The 16,922-nt window shown below is 66.7% G+C and carries 12 protein-coding genes; 6 read left to right on the forward strand and 6 right to left on the reverse strand.

Translation table 11 applies throughout. The annotated features are described in order from the left end of the window. Window positions 1-11: 11 nt before the first annotated feature. On the reverse strand, window positions 12-1,241 hold the full coding sequence (locus ACYX4P_RS05070; protein WP_476070207.1) for an NAD-dependent epimerase/dehydratase family protein: 1,230 nt from the start codon (window positions 1,239-1,241) through the stop codon (window positions 12-14). Window positions 1,242-1,597: 356 nt separating this feature from the next. On the opposite strand from ACYX4P_RS05070, the gene ACYX4P_RS05075 reads away from it, so the two are divergent. The 4 genes from ACYX4P_RS05075 (at window position 1,598) to ACYX4P_RS05090 (ending at window position 5,501) form a co-directional block, all read left to right on the forward strand. Beyond that, window positions 1,598-2,545, forward strand: coding sequence for a DUF4167 domain-containing protein (locus ACYX4P_RS05075; RefSeq protein ID WP_248121194.1), 948 nt, complete (start codon window positions 1,598-1,600; stop codon window positions 2,543-2,545). Between the two features lie 71 nt (window positions 2,546-2,616). Beyond that, a complete protein-coding gene (locus ACYX4P_RS05080; RefSeq protein WP_248121196.1) occupies window positions 2,617-3,927 on the forward strand; it encodes a hybrid sensor histidine kinase/response regulator in 1,311 nt (436 codons plus the stop codon). Between the two features lie 41 nt (window positions 3,928-3,968). Then, the gene (locus tag ACYX4P_RS05085; protein WP_248121197.1) at window positions 3,969-4,676 is read left to right on the forward strand and encodes a DUF4893 domain-containing protein; all 708 of its coding nucleotides are present in this window, start codon (window positions 3,969-3,971) and stop codon (window positions 4,674-4,676) included. A gap of 63 nt (window positions 4,677-4,739) precedes the next feature. After that, window positions 4,740-5,501 (forward strand): DUF4893 domain-containing protein, encoded by a 762-nt coding sequence (locus ACYX4P_RS05090; RefSeq protein ID WP_248121199.1) that lies wholly within the window; start codon window positions 4,740-4,742, stop codon window positions 5,499-5,501. Window positions 5,502-5,622: 121 nt separating this feature from the next. Here the strand turns inward: ACYX4P_RS05090 and ACYX4P_RS05095 are convergent, their stop codons facing one another. The 3 genes from ACYX4P_RS05095 to ACYX4P_RS05105 form a co-directional block, all read right to left on the reverse strand. Next, window positions 5,623-6,078: a hypothetical protein gene (locus tag ACYX4P_RS05095; protein ID WP_314137218.1), complete on the reverse strand. Its 456-nt coding sequence runs from the start codon at window positions 6,076-6,078 to the stop codon at window positions 5,623-5,625. Between the two features lie 105 nt (window positions 6,079-6,183). After that, window positions 6,184-7,836 (reverse strand): serine hydrolase, encoded by a 1,653-nt coding sequence (locus tag ACYX4P_RS05100; RefSeq protein ID WP_248121203.1) that lies wholly within the window; start codon window positions 7,834-7,836, stop codon window positions 6,184-6,186. Between the two features lie 46 nt (window positions 7,837-7,882). Next, window positions 7,883-9,769 (reverse strand): BCCT family transporter, encoded by a 1,887-nt coding sequence (locus tag ACYX4P_RS05105; RefSeq protein ID WP_476070208.1) that lies wholly within the window; start codon window positions 9,767-9,769, stop codon window positions 7,883-7,885. 163 nt (window positions 9,770-9,932) lie between these two features. Here ACYX4P_RS05105 and ACYX4P_RS05110 point away from each other — a divergent pair, with 163 nt between their 5' ends. Together ACYX4P_RS05110 and clpB are read left to right on the forward strand one after the other, a co-directional pair. Further along, entirely contained in the window at window positions 9,933-12,212 is a 2,280-nt protein-coding gene (locus ACYX4P_RS05110; RefSeq protein ID WP_248121207.1) for a TonB-dependent receptor domain-containing protein, read from the forward strand. 142 nt (window positions 12,213-12,354) lie between these two features. Continuing rightward, complete coding sequence (gene clpB, locus ACYX4P_RS05115; RefSeq protein ID WP_248121208.1) at window positions 12,355-14,943, forward strand: ATP-dependent chaperone ClpB; 2,589 nt, start codon at window positions 12,355-12,357, stop codon at window positions 14,941-14,943. On the opposite strand, the gene ACYX4P_RS05120 is transcribed toward clpB, so the two are convergent. Further along, window positions 14,944-16,464, reverse strand: coding sequence for a GNAT family N-acetyltransferase (locus ACYX4P_RS05120; RefSeq protein ID WP_292048091.1), 1,521 nt, complete (start codon window positions 16,462-16,464; stop codon window positions 14,944-14,946). Next, window positions 16,376-16,873, reverse strand: coding sequence for an ASCH domain-containing protein (locus ACYX4P_RS05125; RefSeq protein ID WP_248121212.1), 498 nt, complete (start codon window positions 16,871-16,873; stop codon window positions 16,376-16,378). Before ACYX4P_RS05125 ends, ACYX4P_RS05120 begins: the two co-directional genes overlap by 89 nt. Window positions 16,874-16,922: the final 49 nt, after the last annotated feature.

Raw genomic sequence — 16,922 nt, forward strand, 5'->3', positions numbered from 1 at the left:
GCGGTGAAAGATCAGGCGGACAGGGCTTGGGCGGGGGCGGCGACGGACGACGCCCCATCGGCTTGCAGCGCCTCGGCGCGGCGTTGGTTCCAGGCCGAAACGCAGGGCACCCGGCCCAGGTCGGCGCGGTCGGCGTAGCGGCGGGCGATGTCGGTCACGTCCTGCATCAGCCCCTCGGCCAGGGTGATGGGCTTCAGCCCCAGTTCACGGAACTGGTCGTTGGCGACGACCAGTTCGTTCTCGTCGGCCTCCTGACGCGGGTTGGGCAGGTTGCGGATCTCGGCCCCGGTCATGTCGGCGACCATCCCCGCCAGGTCGCGCACCCGGCGGCTCTCGGTCATCTGGTTCAGAATCTTGACCCGCTCGCCCCGACGCGGCGGGTTCTTCAGCGCCAGTTCGACGCAGCGCACCGTGTCCTGGATGTGGATGAAGGCGCGCGTCTGGCCGCCCGATCCGTGCACCGTCAGCGGATGGCCCAGCGCCGCCTGCATCAGGAAGCGGTTCAGCACCGTGCCGTAGTCGCCGTCATAGTCGAAGCGGTTGATCAGCCGCTCGTCCATCTTGGTTTCGCGCGTCTGGGCGCCCCAGACGATGCCCTGGTGCAGGTCGGTGATCCGCAACTGGTCGTTCCTGGCGTAGAACTGGAACAGCAGGGCGTCCTGCGTCTTGGTCATGTGATAGATGCTGCCCGGATTGGGGGGGAACAGGATTTCCTGCTCGGACGGGCCCTGGTCGGTGTCGACCGTCACCTTCAGATAGCCCTCGGGTATGCGTAAGCCCGCCGTGCCATAGCCATAGACCCCCATGGTTCCCAGGTGCGCCAGGTGGACGTCCAGCCCGCTCTCGACGATGGCGGCCAACAGGTGGTTGGTGGCGTTGATGTTGTTGTCGACGGTGTAGAGCTTGTGCCGCGCCGACTTCATCGAATAGGGGGCCGCTCGCTGTTCGGCGAAATGGACCACGCTGTCGGGCGCCAGATCGCGGATCAGGGCGACCAGGCGGTCGAATTCTTTGCCGACCGTCATGTTGACGAAGCCGATGTCGCGGCCGGACACGTCCTTCCACGCCTTGATCCGCTGGCCCATGGTGCGGATGGGCGTCAGGGACTGGATCTCCAGCTCGTTGTCGATGTTGCGCCGGCTTAGGTTGTCGACGACGGTGACGTCCCAACCTTCGGCCGACAGATGCAGGGCCGTCGGCCAGCCGCAGAAACCGTCGCCGCCCAGAACCAGAACGCGCATGGATGGATAGCCTTTTCGTCGTCTCGAAGGTCATGCCTAGCCCAGCGGAGCGGTCGCGGCAAAGCGCGGCTGTTAAAGACCCGGTGCGACGCTTTGACGAATCCCCCTTGGAAAGGCGGCGCGCACGGGTTAAGTCTGGCCTGTCTCCCACTCAAACGCAGCTTTACGGGCGCATACCCGGCTGTTCGCGGCTTGAGCCGATCATGACGGTCGGTCCCGAAAGGACCGGCGCACCATGCGGGCGACAAGGCATTCCGACAGATCGACAATCGGGGATCGGCCCCGAGCGAAACGGAACCCAGAAACGGACGATCTGGCCCCCCGGCCCGGCCTCGTCCCTGCACACGGTAGCGCGAATGAGAGATTTCAAGGGCATGAAGCGTCAGCGCGGACGCAATCGGAACAAGGCGGGCGCCAACAACGCCAACAACGCCAATCCGAATCGTTCGTGGGATTCGCAAGGCCCCGAAAACATCAAGGTCCGGGGCAACGCCCAGACGGTCTATGAACGCTATCAGCAGCTGGCCCGCGACGCGGCGTCCAGCGGCGACCGGGTGCTGGCCGAAAACTATCAGCAGCACGCCGAACACTATTACCGCGTGCTCAGGGCGCTTCAGCCCCAGCGGTCCTTCTCCGACATCGCCGCGCGCGAACAGTCGAACCAGGGCTTCGACATCGATTTCGAGGACGAATCGGGCGTCCAGGCCGCCGCCTTCTTGGCCGCGCAACAGGCCGCCGAACGCCAGGCCCAGGAAGCCGCGGAACGCGCCGAGCAGAACCACAGTCAGCCGCGCGATCGTGACCGCGACTACAATCGCGACCGGGATCGGGACCGCGATCAGAACCGCGAGCCGCGTGAACCGCGCGAACCGCGTGAGGACGGCGAGACCCGCGCCGACGGCGAAGGCGGCGGTCGTCGCGAAAGCCGCCGCGAGCGCTGGGAGCGTCGCCGCGAGGAACGCAACCGCCGCTTCGACAACCGCGAGGAGGGCGCCGAGGACGTCGCCGCCCGCGCCGAGGGCGAAGCTGGCCCGACCGAAGCGCCCGCCGTCGAAAGCCCGGCCGAGGAACCGACTGCGGAGGTCGCCGCCCCGCCTGTCGCCGACGCCCGTCCCGCCCGTCGCCCGCGTCGCACCGCCGCCGCCGCCGTGTCGGACGAGGGCGAGGCCCCGACCGCCCTGCCGGGTTTCCTGACCCGTGAGCCGGCCGCCGCCCCCGCCGCTTCGACGGAAGGCGAGGCTGAGGCCCCTGTCCGCCGTCGCGCCCCGCGTCGCAAGACCGAGGCCGCGGTCAGCGAGGACTGACGAAAGGCGCACGCCAGCATTTTACCATATCGCAACCCTGGCGTGTTATTCGTGCCGCGTGGGAGGGCGTTATGGATTTCGTCTTGTGGGTTTTGTCCCTGTCCCTGGCGGGGACCTGCGCGGGGATCTGTCTGTGGATTCGCGCCTATCGCGCGGTCGAGGGCTTGACCCAGGATCGAGCCCGGCTGGAGCAACGTCTGTCCCTGGCGGCCGAGGCGCACCTTAAGGCCCTGGCCGTCGTCGAGGCGGAGGTTCGACGTTTGACCGCAGAGGACGCCAATAAGGGCGAGGTCATCCAGGCGTTGGGGCGCGAACTCCGTACGCCCTTGACCACCATCATGGGTTTCGGCCAGCTGCTGCGGACCCACGCCGAGGCCGATCGGCTGACAACGCGCCAGTCGCAGGGCCTGCGTCAGATCGAGGCCGCCGGCGGCGTGCTTCTGGCTCTGATCGAGGAGGCCGACGATTTCGTCGTCTCGGGCGACGCCCGCGCGGCCCCGTTTCTTCAACGTGTCGATCTGCGGCTGGCTCTGCGCCAGGTCTGCGACGGGCTGGAGCCGCAGGCGAAGACGGCGGGCCTGACCCTGGCCTGTCCCGACGCTCAAGCGGGTCTCGGCGTCATGGCCGATCCGGTCCACGTCCGGCGCATCCTGCGCAGGCTGGTCGCCAACGCCCTGCATCATTCTCCGCCCGGCGCGACGGTGCGGATGACGGCGACCCGTCAGGGCGACCGGGTGACGGTGGATGTGCACGATCCCGCCCGCCAACCCGAGGAGGCGACCGCCCGGCCGTTCCAGCCGCTGGACGGGCAGGACGCGCGGGGCGGCACGGCCCTGGGCCTGGGCGCCGCGCAACGATTGGCCGAGCGGATGGGCGGACGTCTGCACGCGGCGCACGACGCCTGGGGCGCGACGACCTTCTCCTTCACCCTGCCGGCGGCGGGCGCGGACCTGGCGGCGATGGATCGTGCGCAGGCCACGGTTCTCTATGTCGAGGACAATCCGGCCAACGTCGCCCTGATGCGCCATGCGGTGGAGACGATGGGGCTGACGCTGCACGCCGCGACCACGGGGCCGGAAGGGCTGGAACTGGCGCGCGTTCTGGGGCCGGACGTGATCCTGCTGGACCTAGGTCTTCCCGGCCTGGACGGCTATGCGGTCAAGGCGGCGCTGGACGCCGATCCGCTGACGCGCGACATTCCCGTGATGGCCGTGACCGGGGCCGGCGCGCCTGCGGATCGGCGGCGTGGACGGGCGGCGGGCTTCGACGCCTATCTGACCAAGCCGTTGGACCTGAACGCCCTGACGGACGCCCTGTCGCGCCTTCTGTCGCAGTCGCGGAAGGTTGGCGGTCTTGACGGGGACCGGCGCCAAAGGGCCTAAGGGACCGATCTCGCCCCAGGTCCGCCCAAGGTCAGCGTTCGATGCCTCAGTTTCTCCGGTTGGTTTCGTCCCGTCTTCGCGTCCGCGTCTGGTCGTCTCTGGCCGTGCTGGGCGGGGTGGCGACCCTGGCCGCCTGCGCCGCGACCCCGCCGCCGCCTCCGCCTCCGCCCGCATCGACGGGCGCGCCGGGCGCGGCGACTCTGCTGGACTGGCGCGGCGTCGTCACCTCGGGCGACCGAGACCGATATCGCCGCGTGGACGCCGCCTGGACCCTGGCTCTGCAACAGGCGCGGCGCCAGCCTGGGTCAGGCGATCTGAGCGGCCTTGGCGACCTGATCCAGCCCAAGGCCGCCCGCCCCGGCGTCACGCCCCCGCCCGGCGACTATCGCTGCCGCACCGTCAAACTGGGGTCGCAGGGCGGCGAGGACGGGTTGGGCTATGTCGTCTATGGCTGGTTCGCCTGCCGCATCGAAATGACGTCGCGAGGGCTGAAGTTCTCCAAACTGACCGGCTCGCAGCGTCCGTCCGGCCTGCTGTTTCCCGAGAATGACCGTCACATGGTGATGCTGGGGTCGCTGGCCCTGGCCCAGGAGCCGGCGGCCAACTCCTATGGCCGCAATCCCGAGCGCGACCTGGTCGCCATTCTGGAGCGGATCGGAGAGGCGCGCTGGCGGCTGGTCGTGCCCTGGCCGCAGAACGAATCGAACCTTGATCTGATCGAACTGGTCCCCGGTCGGCCGACGTCCTGATCCACACGGCTGAACCGGGCGCGCACCGCCGCGTTTTCCTCCTCGCAATCGAAGGAGACGTCTATGCGCGGCACATCGTTGATCCTGTCCCTGACCACGGCGACAGCCTTGTCCGCTGTCCTGGCGGCCTGCGGCGACAACCGACCGGCTGGGCCGGCCGAAACCTCGCCCGCCGTGTCCGAACCCGCCGCCGGCGTCCCGCCCCAGGCCGCGCCGGAAGCGACGGCGACGCCCCAGCAGCAGGCCGCGACCCCTGATGCGTCCACAGACGGCGGAATGCAGGGCGGGACCGACGACTGGCGCAAGATCGCCAAGCCTGATGACGCCTCAAACCTCGGCCGCATGGACCAGGCGTGGCGTCTGGCCCGCGCCGAGGCCGAGAAGGGGGGCTTCTCTCGTCAGGTCGAGGCCCTGGGACCGCTGGCCGATCCCAATGCGGGCCAAAGCGGCCGCCTTCAACCCGCGCCCGGAACCTACCGCTGCCGCACGATCAAGATGGGCAGCCGCGACGGGGGCGGTCTGGCCTATGTCGACTATCCCTGGTTCGCCTGTTCGGTCGAACTGACGGCGGGCGGCGATCTGATCCTGAGCAAGACCACCGGCTCGCAACGGACCCAGGGGCTGCTCTATCCCGACACGGACCGTCGCCTGGTCTATGTCGGCGCCCAGGCCTGGGGGGACGAGGCCCACTACCCCCGCTATGGCCAGACGGCCGAGCGCGACCAGCTGGGCGTGCTGGAGCGGATCGGTCAGAACCGCTGGCGTCTGGTCATCCCCTGGCCCAAGCAGGAGGCCAAGCTGGAGCTGCTGGAGATCGCGCGCTAGGTCAACGGACCTGCATTCGGCATGGGCTCCGGGTTCGTCATTCCGGTGTCGTCCTTCGGACGCCCCGGAATGACGTTATCGGCTCGAGTTTCGATCACACTAAGCCCGGCAAGGTCGCCTATCAGCGCGCCCCGGTCGCACGGGCGATCGCGGCGCGCATCCCTTCGGCGTGAAGGGCGCCGGAGGGGGCGATCTTGGTGTTGGGCGTCTCGGCCGGGCCGGTGTTGGCGGTGCGGTCGTCCGGCCCGGTCCAGCGGGGCGTTTCGGCCTTTCGCGCCACGGCCTCGCGCAGGTTGGCGGCGGCGGATCGGCCGTCCTTGCGCGCCGCCATTTCGTCGGCGACGCGGGCGATCGCCTCGGTCAGTATCTCCTTCTTGTCGCGCGCGCCCGTATCCGGGCCTTCGCGGCCGTCGCGCACACGCGTTCGAATCTGACGCTGCACCCGGTCGCGACGCGCCCGCAGCCGGCCGATCAGGTCGCGCAGCTCGGCCGGGCCCTGGTCGGTCAGGGCCTTGGACTGCTCCACCATCTGCGCTTCATCGCGGTCGAGCGCGCGGGGGTTCTGGGTCTTGGACATGACGGTCTCCCTTCGGGTTGATGGGAAGACAGCGCCCGGCCCCCGGGCCCGTTCCGGCTTTGCGACCCTGGGTCACAGGGCCGACCGGCGACCCTCAGGCCCGCGTCATACCCGTGTCAGGCGCAGGTCCTGATAGTCGTAGCTGAAGTCGATGTCGGGGCTGACGCCCTTCATCGTCGCCGTCGCGGGACGGGCCGTCTGGATGGCGAAGGTGATGAAGGCGTCCTCCTCGCGCTTGTCCGGGAAACGAGTGCGGAAGGTCTCGCCGTCGTACGGCTCCAGCCAGCCCTGAAGCGCAGGCGTGTGGGTGAAGCGCAGCCATAGGCCGCTTTTTCTGTTGCGACCCCGGCCCTGGGTGCGCGGTTCGATGACGATGTCGCCGTACCAGGGGTCGCGCCAGGTCCCGGCGTAGGCGTCCAGCGGCATGGCGGGCGGGGCGCCGGCGCGCTGCTTGGCGTCGATCTCGATGGCGGCCGCCTGGGACTTGGCCTCGCCCTCGGCCTCCTGCTTCTTGGAATCGGCGATCCAGTCGACGTCCACCTTACCCATGCAAAGGTCGGAAATCCCCGAGCGCAGGGCGCGCAGCAGGAAGCTTTCCTCCGCATTGGAGAAGATGCAGAAGCCGGTCTTGCGGCCGGGGATCAGCACAGTCGCCGAAATCCCGCCGGGCGATCCGCCGCCGTGGCTGGCGATCCGCTCGCCGCGATAGTCCTGGACCTGCAGACCCATGGCGTAGGTCGAGGCGATGGCCCGGTTCGGCAGTTCCGCCGTCGGCCCCGGCGACGATCCGACGATGATGTTGGGCCGGTACATCTCGCGTGCGGCGTCTTCGGAGAACAGGCGCGAACCGTCCGGCAGCCTGCCTTCGTTCAGGCGCACGGCGATCCATTTGGCCCAGTCGGCCGGGGTGGTGCAGATGCCGCCCGCCGCCGCCGCCGAATCCCAGTTCCAGACCTCGGCGATGGACTGGGCGATCTGAACCATCGGCCCGTGGGTGCGCAGCGGCGGTCCGACGCGGGCGTGGGGCAGGGCGGACCTGGCGGGGTCGGCCAGACGCGCCAGCGGCACGGTCTCAGTCATGCCCACCTTGTCCAGGATGCGAGTCTGGATGAAGGCCTCCCAGGTCATGCCCGACACCGCCTCCAGCACCGCGCCCGCCACCACGAACATCAGGTTGCAGTAGTGATATCGCGCCCGGAGCCCGTCCTCGATCGGCACGAAGGCGGCCTGGGCCACCACCTCGGCGCGTGTGCGGTCGCTGTTGGGCCAGAACAGCAGGTCGCCGGCGCCCAGGCCGAACCCAGCCCGGTGGCTGAGGGTGTCGCGCACCGTGATGTGGTCGCCGATATAGGGGTCGGACAGTTTGAAGTCGGGCAGATAGGCTTTGACGGGTTCGTCCCATTTCACCCTGCCCTCGTCGACCAGAATGGCCAGGGCGGCGGCGGTGACGTTCTTGGTGTTGGACGCGATGGCGAACACCGTATGCTCGTCGGCCCGCGTCGGCTTGCCCTGAACCTTGACGCCGTATCCCCGCGCCAGGACGGTCGCTCCGTCCTTGACCACGGCGACGCCCAGCGCCGGCTGATCGGGCCAGGCCGCCATGCATTTCGCCACATAGGCGTCCACCGCCTGAGCCAGCGCGGCGTCGTCGTTCGCCGCCGGCGTCTGAGCCTCCGCTCGTGCGAACGCCGGCTGCGCCGCCAGCGCTGCGGCGCCCCCCGAAGCGAACAGGGACCGGCGCGAAAGGCGAATGGACATGGCGAACTCCGACGAAGACCCCGCGACGCTAGCGCCCCACATCGGCTTACGCCAGTCGCCAGCCCTGCAGCTTGTCCAGGACGTCGGCGACGATCTGGCTATGGGTGAAGCCGGTGATGTCGTGGGGGCGTTCGCCGGCGCCGGTCTGGGCGGTCAGGCGCCATTCCAGAGGGCGCCGGCCGACGGGGGCGTCGCGCTGGGTGATGGCGGGACGGGCGCGGGATCGGGCGCCCAGCCGATACATGAACACCCGGTCGGCGTGACGGATCGTCAGCCAGGCGGCGGCGTCGTCGCGACCGATCTCGGCGTCGGAATCCTCGGCGCCCAGGGCGGCGTAGACCGTCTCGAGCGCGGGCAGGCCCTGGCGTTCGATCTCCTTTAGGATGTCGCTGCGGCTGGCCGGCGTCATGATCCGCTTCAGCTGTTGCGACAGGGGCGCGGCCTCGGTGGTCAGGGTCTCGCCGCTCAGGTCGGCGTTCATCTGACGGAACAGGCCGAAGACCAACAGGATCATGATGATGCAGAAGGGCAGGGCGGCCACCAGGGTCGCGGCCTGCAAGGCCCCTAGGCCGCCGGCCAGCAGCAGCAGGGCCGCCGCCGCCCCCTGCATCACGCACCAGTAGATCCGCTGCCAGCGTGGGGTGTCGTCCGCCCCCCCCGAGGCCAGGGTGTCGATCACCAGAGAGCCTGAATCCGCCGAGGTCACGAAAAAGACCCCCACCAGCAGGATCGCCAGGGTCGAGGTGAACAGCGTGCCCGGAAGCTGTTCGAAGAAGTGGAACATGGCCGTGGACAGATCGGCCTGCACCGCCTGGGAAATCGCGCCAGCCGCCTGGCCCATGTCATAGGCCATGGCCGTATTGCCGAAGACCGTCATCCACAGGAAGGTGAAGCCGGTCGGCACCAGCAGCACGCCCACCACGAATTCGCGCACCGTGCGCCCGCGCGAGATGCGGGCGATGAACATGCCCACGAACGGCGACCAGGCGATCCACCAGGCCCAGTAGAACAGGGTCCAGTCCGCCATCCAGGCCCGCGGCTCATAGGCGTAGAGGGTGAAGGTGCGCTGGAAGAAGTGGTCCAGATACAGGCCGAAATTCTGCACCAGCGCACGCAGCAGGAACAGGGTCGGCCCCGCGAACAGGACGAACAGCATCAGACAGACCGCCAGGATCAGGTTCAGCTCCGACAGCCGGCGCACGCCTTTCTCCACGCCCGACAGCACCGACAGGGTCGCGATCCCCATAACCGCCACGATCAGTCCGACCTGGATCAGCACCGTGTTGGGAATGCCGAACACATAGTTCAGGCCCGCCGCCATCTGCGCCACGCCCAGCCCCAGCGAGGTGGCGATGCCGAACAGGGTGCCGCAGATGGCGAAGATGTCGACCGCATCGCCGATCGGCCCGTTGATCCGCCTGCCCAGCAGGGGGAACAGGCCCGACCGCATGGTCAGGGGCAGGCCCTTCCGGTGCGCGAAATAGGCCAGGCTGAGTCCAACGACCGCATAGATGGCCCAGGCGTGGACGCCCCAATGGGTGAAGGTGATGACCATGGCCTCGCGCGCGGCCTTGACCGTGCCGGGCGCCTCGTCGGGCGGGGCGATATAGTGCTGCACCGGCTCGGCGACGGCGAAATACATCAGGCCGATGCCCATGCCCGCCGCGAACAGCATGGCCAGCCACGACAGATAGGGGAAGTCGGGATCGGCGTCGTCCGGCCCCAGTTTCAGCCGCCCGGTCGGCCCGACCGCCAGCCAAACCACAGCCCCCAGAAAGCCCGCCACGGCCGCGACGTAGAACCAGCCGAAGGTGTCGATCACCCAGGCCTGGGCGTGTCCGAAGATCAGGTCCGAGGTGTTGGGCGCAACCAGCGTCATCAGCAGCAGGACGCCCGCGATGGCGCTGGCGCCCCAGAACACGCGGGGGTTCATCTTTGTGGTCAGCATCGCGCCAAAGCGTATGGCGACGCTGACGGTTCCCCAAGCTTGGCCACGCGGCCGCCTTGTCGATGAAAAAGATGTAACTCGGGCGCGCGGGCGCCGCCTGATAGTTGCGAAAAGATAGGCGGCGCGGAAACGCCGTAGGGGGACGTCAATGTCGATCATCAAACTCGCGCCCGTGGTCGGCGCTGTCCTGGCCCTGCCCGCCGGCGCGGCCCTAGCCCAGACCCCGGCGGCCGCCACGCCGCCTGCACAGGCCCAAGCTCCGGCCCAAACTCCGGCTCAGTCTCGGGAACAGACCCCGCCCGCCCCGCCGACCGCCAACGACCAGAAGGCCCCCGCCGCTGTGGGCGACGTCGTGGTCAACGCCCGCGCCGCGGACGTCCGCACCTCCATCGATTCCATCAGCTACAGCCTGGCCAACGACCTGCAGGCCACGACCGGCAGCCTGGCCGACGCCCTGCGCAACGTGCCTTCCGTCGATGTTGACCCGGAAGGCAATGTCTCCCTGCGCGGCGACGCCAATGTGACTATTCTGGTGGACGGCCGTCCGTCCGGCATCCTGACCGGCCCCGGTCGCGGCCAGGCGCTGATCCAGTTGCCCGCCAGCCAGTATGCGCGCATCGAGGTGATGACCAATCCGTCCGCCGCCTACAGCCCCGAAGGCTCGGGCGGGGTCATCAATCTGATCACCAAGCCCACGGCGCCCAAGCCGGGCACCCAGACGACCGGCTCGTTGCGCGTCAACGTCGGCGACAACGGCCGCTGGAACACCGGCCTCAGCGGTTCGTATCAGAAGGACCGTCTGACCCTGTCGGGCGACTTCAGCTACCGCGCCGATCCCACCGACATCACCATCCTGCGCCAGCGCGATCAGCGCGATCCGATCACCGGCGCCACGGTTTCGACCACGCGGATGGATCAGGACGTCGCCTCCGAGCAGAACGGCGCCTTCGGCCGCCTGACCGCCGAATACAAGTTGGACGACAAGACCCAGCTGACCGGCGAACTGCGTGGCGTCGCCTTCGATGGAAGCGGCGCGGGCGGCGGCCTGTTCGAGACACGCGACGCCAGTGGCGCGGTGACCAGCAGCTATCGCCGCGACGGCGCCTCGGACTTCGACTTCGCCAACTGGGGCGTCACCGCCCGCGTGCTGCGCCGCTTTGACGATGCGGGTCACGAATGGTCCAACGAGCTGCGCTATGACAAGAACAGCAACGACAGCTCGGGTCTCGCCGTCACCGACTATCTGATCCCGGCCGGTCAGGCGCTGTACGAACGCACCGCCAACGCCACCGATCAGGTCAACTGGGGCTTCACCAGCGCCTACACCCGTCCGCTGTCGACCGGCGGCAAGCTGCGTCTGGGGTACGAGCTGAACGACCAGCGCCCGGAACAGCGCACCGACTTCCTGCGCGGCCCGTCCGAGGCGGCGGTGGTCCCGGTTCCGGCCCTGAACAATCGGTTCGAGGCGCGCCAGACGGTCCACGCCCTCTACACCACCTATGAGCGGCCTCTGGGCGAGAAGCTGTCCGGCCAGCTGGGTCTGCGGCTGGAGCGGGCTGACATCCGGATCGAGGATCTGACCGGCGGGGCCGCGGCGTCCCAGGACTATTTCCGGGCCTATCCGACCGCCCATCTGCAGTATCAGCTGAACCCCGAACAAACCCTGCGCGCCAGCTATTCGCGCCGCATCCAGCGGCCCCAGCCCAGCCAGCTGAATCCCTTCGTCTCCTATCAGGACCCGCTGAACCGGCGGTCCGGCAATCCCGACCTGCAGCCGCAGGAGACGGATTCGTTCGAGGCCATGTGGCAGATGCGGAAGGGCCAGAGCTTCTATCAGGCCACCGCCTATCTGCGCGACACCGACAAGGCCTTCACCGACGTGGCGACCGACATCGGCGGCGGGGTCCTGCTGACCCGGCCAGAGAACCTGGGGTCGCGCCGCGACATCGGCCTGGAGTTGACGGCCAACGGCCGCCTGCACCCGACCCTGCGCTACAACGCCAGCATCAACGTCTTCCGTCAGGAGATCGACGCCGGGGCCGTGGCGGGCGGCGGCGACCGCGAGTCCACCCTGGCCAGCGGCCGTCTCAGTCTGAACTGGCAGCCGACGACCAAGGACTTCGTCCAGCTGAGCGGCTTCTGGCAGGGCGACAGCCTGTTGGCCCAGGGCACGCGCGAGGCCGGCGGCATGGTCAATCTGGGCTATCGCAGAAAGCTCAGCGACACCCTGTCGTTCAACTTCACCGGCCGCGACCTGTTCAACTCGTTCAGCAACACGACCGTCTATGACACGCCGCTGTTCAGCGAGCGGAACGAGCAGAAGATCAAGCTGCGCGCCTTCTATGTCGGCCTGACCTGGAACTTCGGCGGCGGCCAGCGTCGCCAGCCCGAACAGTTCGACTTCTCGACCGGCCCGTCGGGCGGTTGAGGCCCCGCGCGGGCGGGCGAAAATCTCCGTCAGCCGACCCCTTGTGTGCCTCATCCGCCACACCATCTCGGTTTCACAGACCCGCGTCGTCGCTTCCTGAAAGGGCGTCGCGGGCGGAAATCCGCCTGATGAGGGGACACCGATGAATCTCGAACTCTATTCCGACCGCGCCAAACAGGCCGTCCAGTCGGCACAGTCGCTGGCCTTGGCCCGCCGTCACCAGCAGTTCGCGCCCGAGCATCTGCTGAAGGTGCTGCTGGAGGAACGCGACGGCCTGGCGCGCAATCTGATCACGGCCGCCGGCGGCGACGCCCGCCGGGCCGAGGCCGATGTCGAAACCGCCCTGAAGAAGCGCGCCCAGGTTTCGGGCGGGTCGGGCCAGCTCTATCTGGACGGCGACACCGCCCGCGTCTTCGCCGCCGCCGAGCAAGCTTCCAAATCGGCCGGGGACGCCTTCGTCACCACTGAACGCCTGCTGGCCGCGCTGGCCAAGGAAGGCGGGGTCGCCGCCGAGGTGCTGAAGGCCTCGGGCGTCACGGCCGACAAGCTGGACGCCGCCATCGCCGAGGTGAGGAAGGGCAAGACCGCCGACAGCGCGGGCGCCGAGGATGGCTATGACGCCCTGAAACGCTACGCCCGCGACCTGACCCTGGCCGCCCGCGACGGCAAGATCGACCCGGTCATCGGCCGCGACGAGGAAATCCGCCGCACCATCCAGGTCCTGGCCCGCCGCACCAAGAACAACCCCGTCCTGATCGGGGAACCCGGCGTCGGCAAGACCGCCATCGTCGAGGGCCTGGCCCTGCGCATCGTCAACGGAGACGTGCCCGAATCCCTGCGCGACAAGACCGTCATGGCCCTGGACATGGGCAGCCTGATCGCAGGCGCCAAATACAGGGGCGAGTTCGAGGAGCGGCTGAAGTCCGTCTTGGCGGAAGTCTCCGCCGCCGAGGGGGGCGTCATCCTGTTCATCGACGAGATGCACACCCTGGTCGGGGCCGGTAAGGGCGACGGGGCGATGGATGCGTCGAACCTGCTGAAGCCGGCCTTGGCGCGCGGCGAACTGCACTGCGTCGGCGCGACCACGCTGGATGAGTATCGCAAGCACGTGGAGAAGGACGCGGCCCTGGCCCGTCGCTTCCAGCCGGTCTTCGTCGCGGAGCCCACTGTTGAGGACACGGTGTCGATCCTGCGCGGACTGAAGGAGAAGTACGAGGTCCACCACGGGGTCCGCATCAGCGACAGCGCCATCGTCGCCGCCGCCACCCTGTCGAACCGCTACATCACCGACCGCTTCCTGCCGGACAAGGCCATCGACCTGATCGACGAGGCCGCCAGCCGCGTGCGCATGGCCGTGGACTCCAAGCCCGAGGCCCTGGACGAGATCGACCGCCGCCTGGTCCAGCTCAAGATCGAACGCGAGGCCCTGAAGAAGGAAACCGATACGGCGTCCAAAGCCCGTCTGGAGAAGCTGGAGGACGAGATCGCCGATCTGGAAGGCCAGTCCGACGATCTGACCACCCAGTGGAAGGCCGAAAAGGACAAGGTCGGCCAGGGCGCCCAGCTGCGCGAAACCCTGGACCGCCTGCGCCTGGAACTCGCCAACGCCCAGCGCGCCGGCGACTTAGGGAGGGCATCAGAGATCGCCTACGGTCAGATCCCCCAGATCGAAAAACAGCTCGAAGACGCCGAGGCGAACGAAACCAGCGGAAAAGGCCCTCTGACCCTCGAGGTCGTCGACGCCGAACAGATCGCCGCCGTCGTCAGCCGCTGGACCGGGGTGCCGGTCGACAAGATGCTGGAAGGCGAGCGCGAAAAACTGCTTCAGATGGAGACCGCGCTCGGCGGTCGCGTCGTCGGTCAGGACGAGGCTCTGGCCGCCGTCTCCGACGCCGTGCGCCGCGCCCGCGCCGGCCTGAACGACCCGAACCGTCCGCTCGGCAGCTTCCTGTTCCTGGGCCCGACCGGCGTGGGCAAGACCGAACTGACCAAGGCCCTGGCCGACTTCCTGTTCGACGACGAGGCGGCCATCACCCGCCTGGATATGTCGGAATATATGGAGAAACACTCGGTCAGCCGCCTGATCGGCGCCCCTCCCGGCTATGTCGGCTATGACGAGGGCGGCGCCCTGACCGAGGCCGTGCGTCGTCGCCCCTATCAGGTCGTCCTGTTCGACGAGGTCGAAAAGGCCCACCCCGACGTCTTCAACGTGCTGCTGCAAGTGCTGGACGACGGCCGCCTGACGGACGGGCAGGGCCGAACCATCGACTTCCGCAATACCCTGATCATAATGACCTCCAACCTGGGCAGCCAGTATCTGGCCGATCAGGGCGAGGGCGATGATGTGGAGGCTGTGCGCCCCTTCGTCATGGAGGCCGTGCGCGCCCACTTCCGGCCCGAGTTCCTGAACCGGATCGACGAGATCATCCTGTTCCACCGCCTGGGCCGCGACCAGATGGGCGGCATCGTCCGCATCCAGCTGTCACGCTTCGAGAAACTGCTCGCCGACCGCCGCCTGACCCTGGACCTGGACGACAGCGCCCTGGCCTGGCTCGCCGACCGCGGCTACGACCCCGCCTATGGCGCGCGGCCGCTGAAGCGGGTGATCCAGAAGGACCTGGTGGACCCGATCGCGCGCAAGCTGCTGGCCGGCGAGATCGAGGACGGCGGGGTGATCGCCGTCACCGCTGGCGAGGGCGGATTGGAGATCGGGAAGATGCGGGTGCATTGACTAAGCCGCCTCTAGATTGCCGCGGACGATTTGCTCGAGCAGCTTGAGGCGATTTCCCGAGACTCCAACGAAAGACTGCGGAGGGCCGTCGAGCAATCCTCGGCCCTCGACGTCCTTCCGCTGGAGAGGTTCTTTCAGGTATCCGTAAAATAAAAAAGTGAGTGCCTTTAGTCCCGGCTTTCGTACGAGGCTTTCTAGCTCCTCGTTTGTGTAGACTGATCTTTTAGCAACGATAGTAACTGCCTGCTCGTAGTCTGCTATGTGGTCGTATCGCTCGGCTATTCCCACGGCAGCGATCGCGCTTTTGACGCCCGTTTCGTTGTCGCTGGATCTGTAAAACGCGATGAGGGTCCCCGGTGCGACTTCGCTGGTTGGCGTATAGCCTAGATAGACTTTTCTAATGCTGTTGGACGGGCTGGAGCGTTCCGGCGTTCCCTGTGACCAAGCAGATGCGAAAAGATCGCCCGGCATATCGGCCAAACGTGATGCTGCCTCTGGGAAAAGGCGATCATGGTAGCCGGGTCGCACAGGGACGATCAGCCCGTTGTGGAAGATTGACGGCCAAGCGGGATAGTTTCGACGTACTCGGACAGCGTCGGAAGCATCTAATTTTTGCGTCCGATCCCAGTGCTTGGCATAAACAAGCTCGCCGTTACTTTGCTCAGAGACATTTCGAAAACCGAACGATTGGATCAACTCGCGCAGAGCAATCTGCTTTGGAAACACGGTCAAATATGTCGTGTCATATCCGCCATCATAAGCGAAGCACATCGCCTGTCTGAGTAACTGCTCTCCTAGCCGACCGCCGCGATAGCGCTCCGAAACTTTGAATGTGCAGAGTTTGAGAACGCGCTCTCCAACCACGCCCTCCGGTGTTTCGTCGCTGGCTTCATCCTTGAATATGACTAAAGCAGCTATCGAGCTATCGTCCTCAACAACCCAACACTCACGATCATTCTTTCGGCACTTTTCCATCCAAGCGGCGAAAGGCGGATAGTCTTCAATCAAAGAACCAAAAATTGGGTCGCTGGGCTTAAGTTCGTAGCAGAATTTTCTAGATACCGATTTGAGCACATAGTCGATGCGCGCGTATGTGCCGTTGATAAAATCTAGCGCCTGACGAACTGTCAGAACCTTTTGTCCGAGACCTCGGCGGTGGGCCCTCGTGTGAAGCCCTTGGTCCTCAGTTATCAGGGCGTCCACGATGCCATCATAGAGCGCACTGAGAATGTGGGCGTCAGACAGATCGTTGTCGTTACGTATCTCTCCGAAGTCTTTCGTTAAGGCAGCTGCGTCTCGCCAGCTATTCTTCACATGCGGATACTTTGCGGCCTTGGATAGTGAAATTGATCTGCGCGAAACGTCCGGATCGCGCTTGATGTCAGCTAAGGTAGCCTCATGAATGTGTGAGGTGTGACCTTTTGCTTGTAGATCACGCAGCAGCGAGGCGTAGGAATCCGGTGTGGCTCTTGCGTCCTCCACTGGGATCAGAATGTTGGTGTCCAGCAGAAATTTGGCCATGCCGAAGAAGCGCCGCCGTTACGTGATCGGGTATCTCTCTGTAAGATTGTGGCGCTTGCAACTCATATTTTTCCATCATGGCGCTTAGAGGCACTGGGACTGGAAACTTTGTTGCAGACCTTATGCTGATCGCGAAGCCGTCCTCTAGCCCGTCGAAATATGAGAAGAACGCATCCCGTAAGATGCCGCCTTCGCGTTCCGCCACGCTCCAGAGGGAATGCAATGGCATGGCGTTAACCGAGGTGATGACTGCCACGCCAGTTATGGCTTTCGTAGGCATGGTTTCGTAAACCAGCATCAACGAACCCACAGAAATCCGGGGCGAAACTCGGCGGCGAAGTTCGACCGTTTTCAGTCCATCGAAAATCTGAGCGCAGTATTCTGGCTTGATGCTGAATATGTAGGCCATACAGCGCTTTCCGTCTTCTGGCAGCAAAGTGACGTGACAATCCTAAGGT

This window comes from Brevundimonas sp. ABV4_179, from assembly GCF_056311945.1.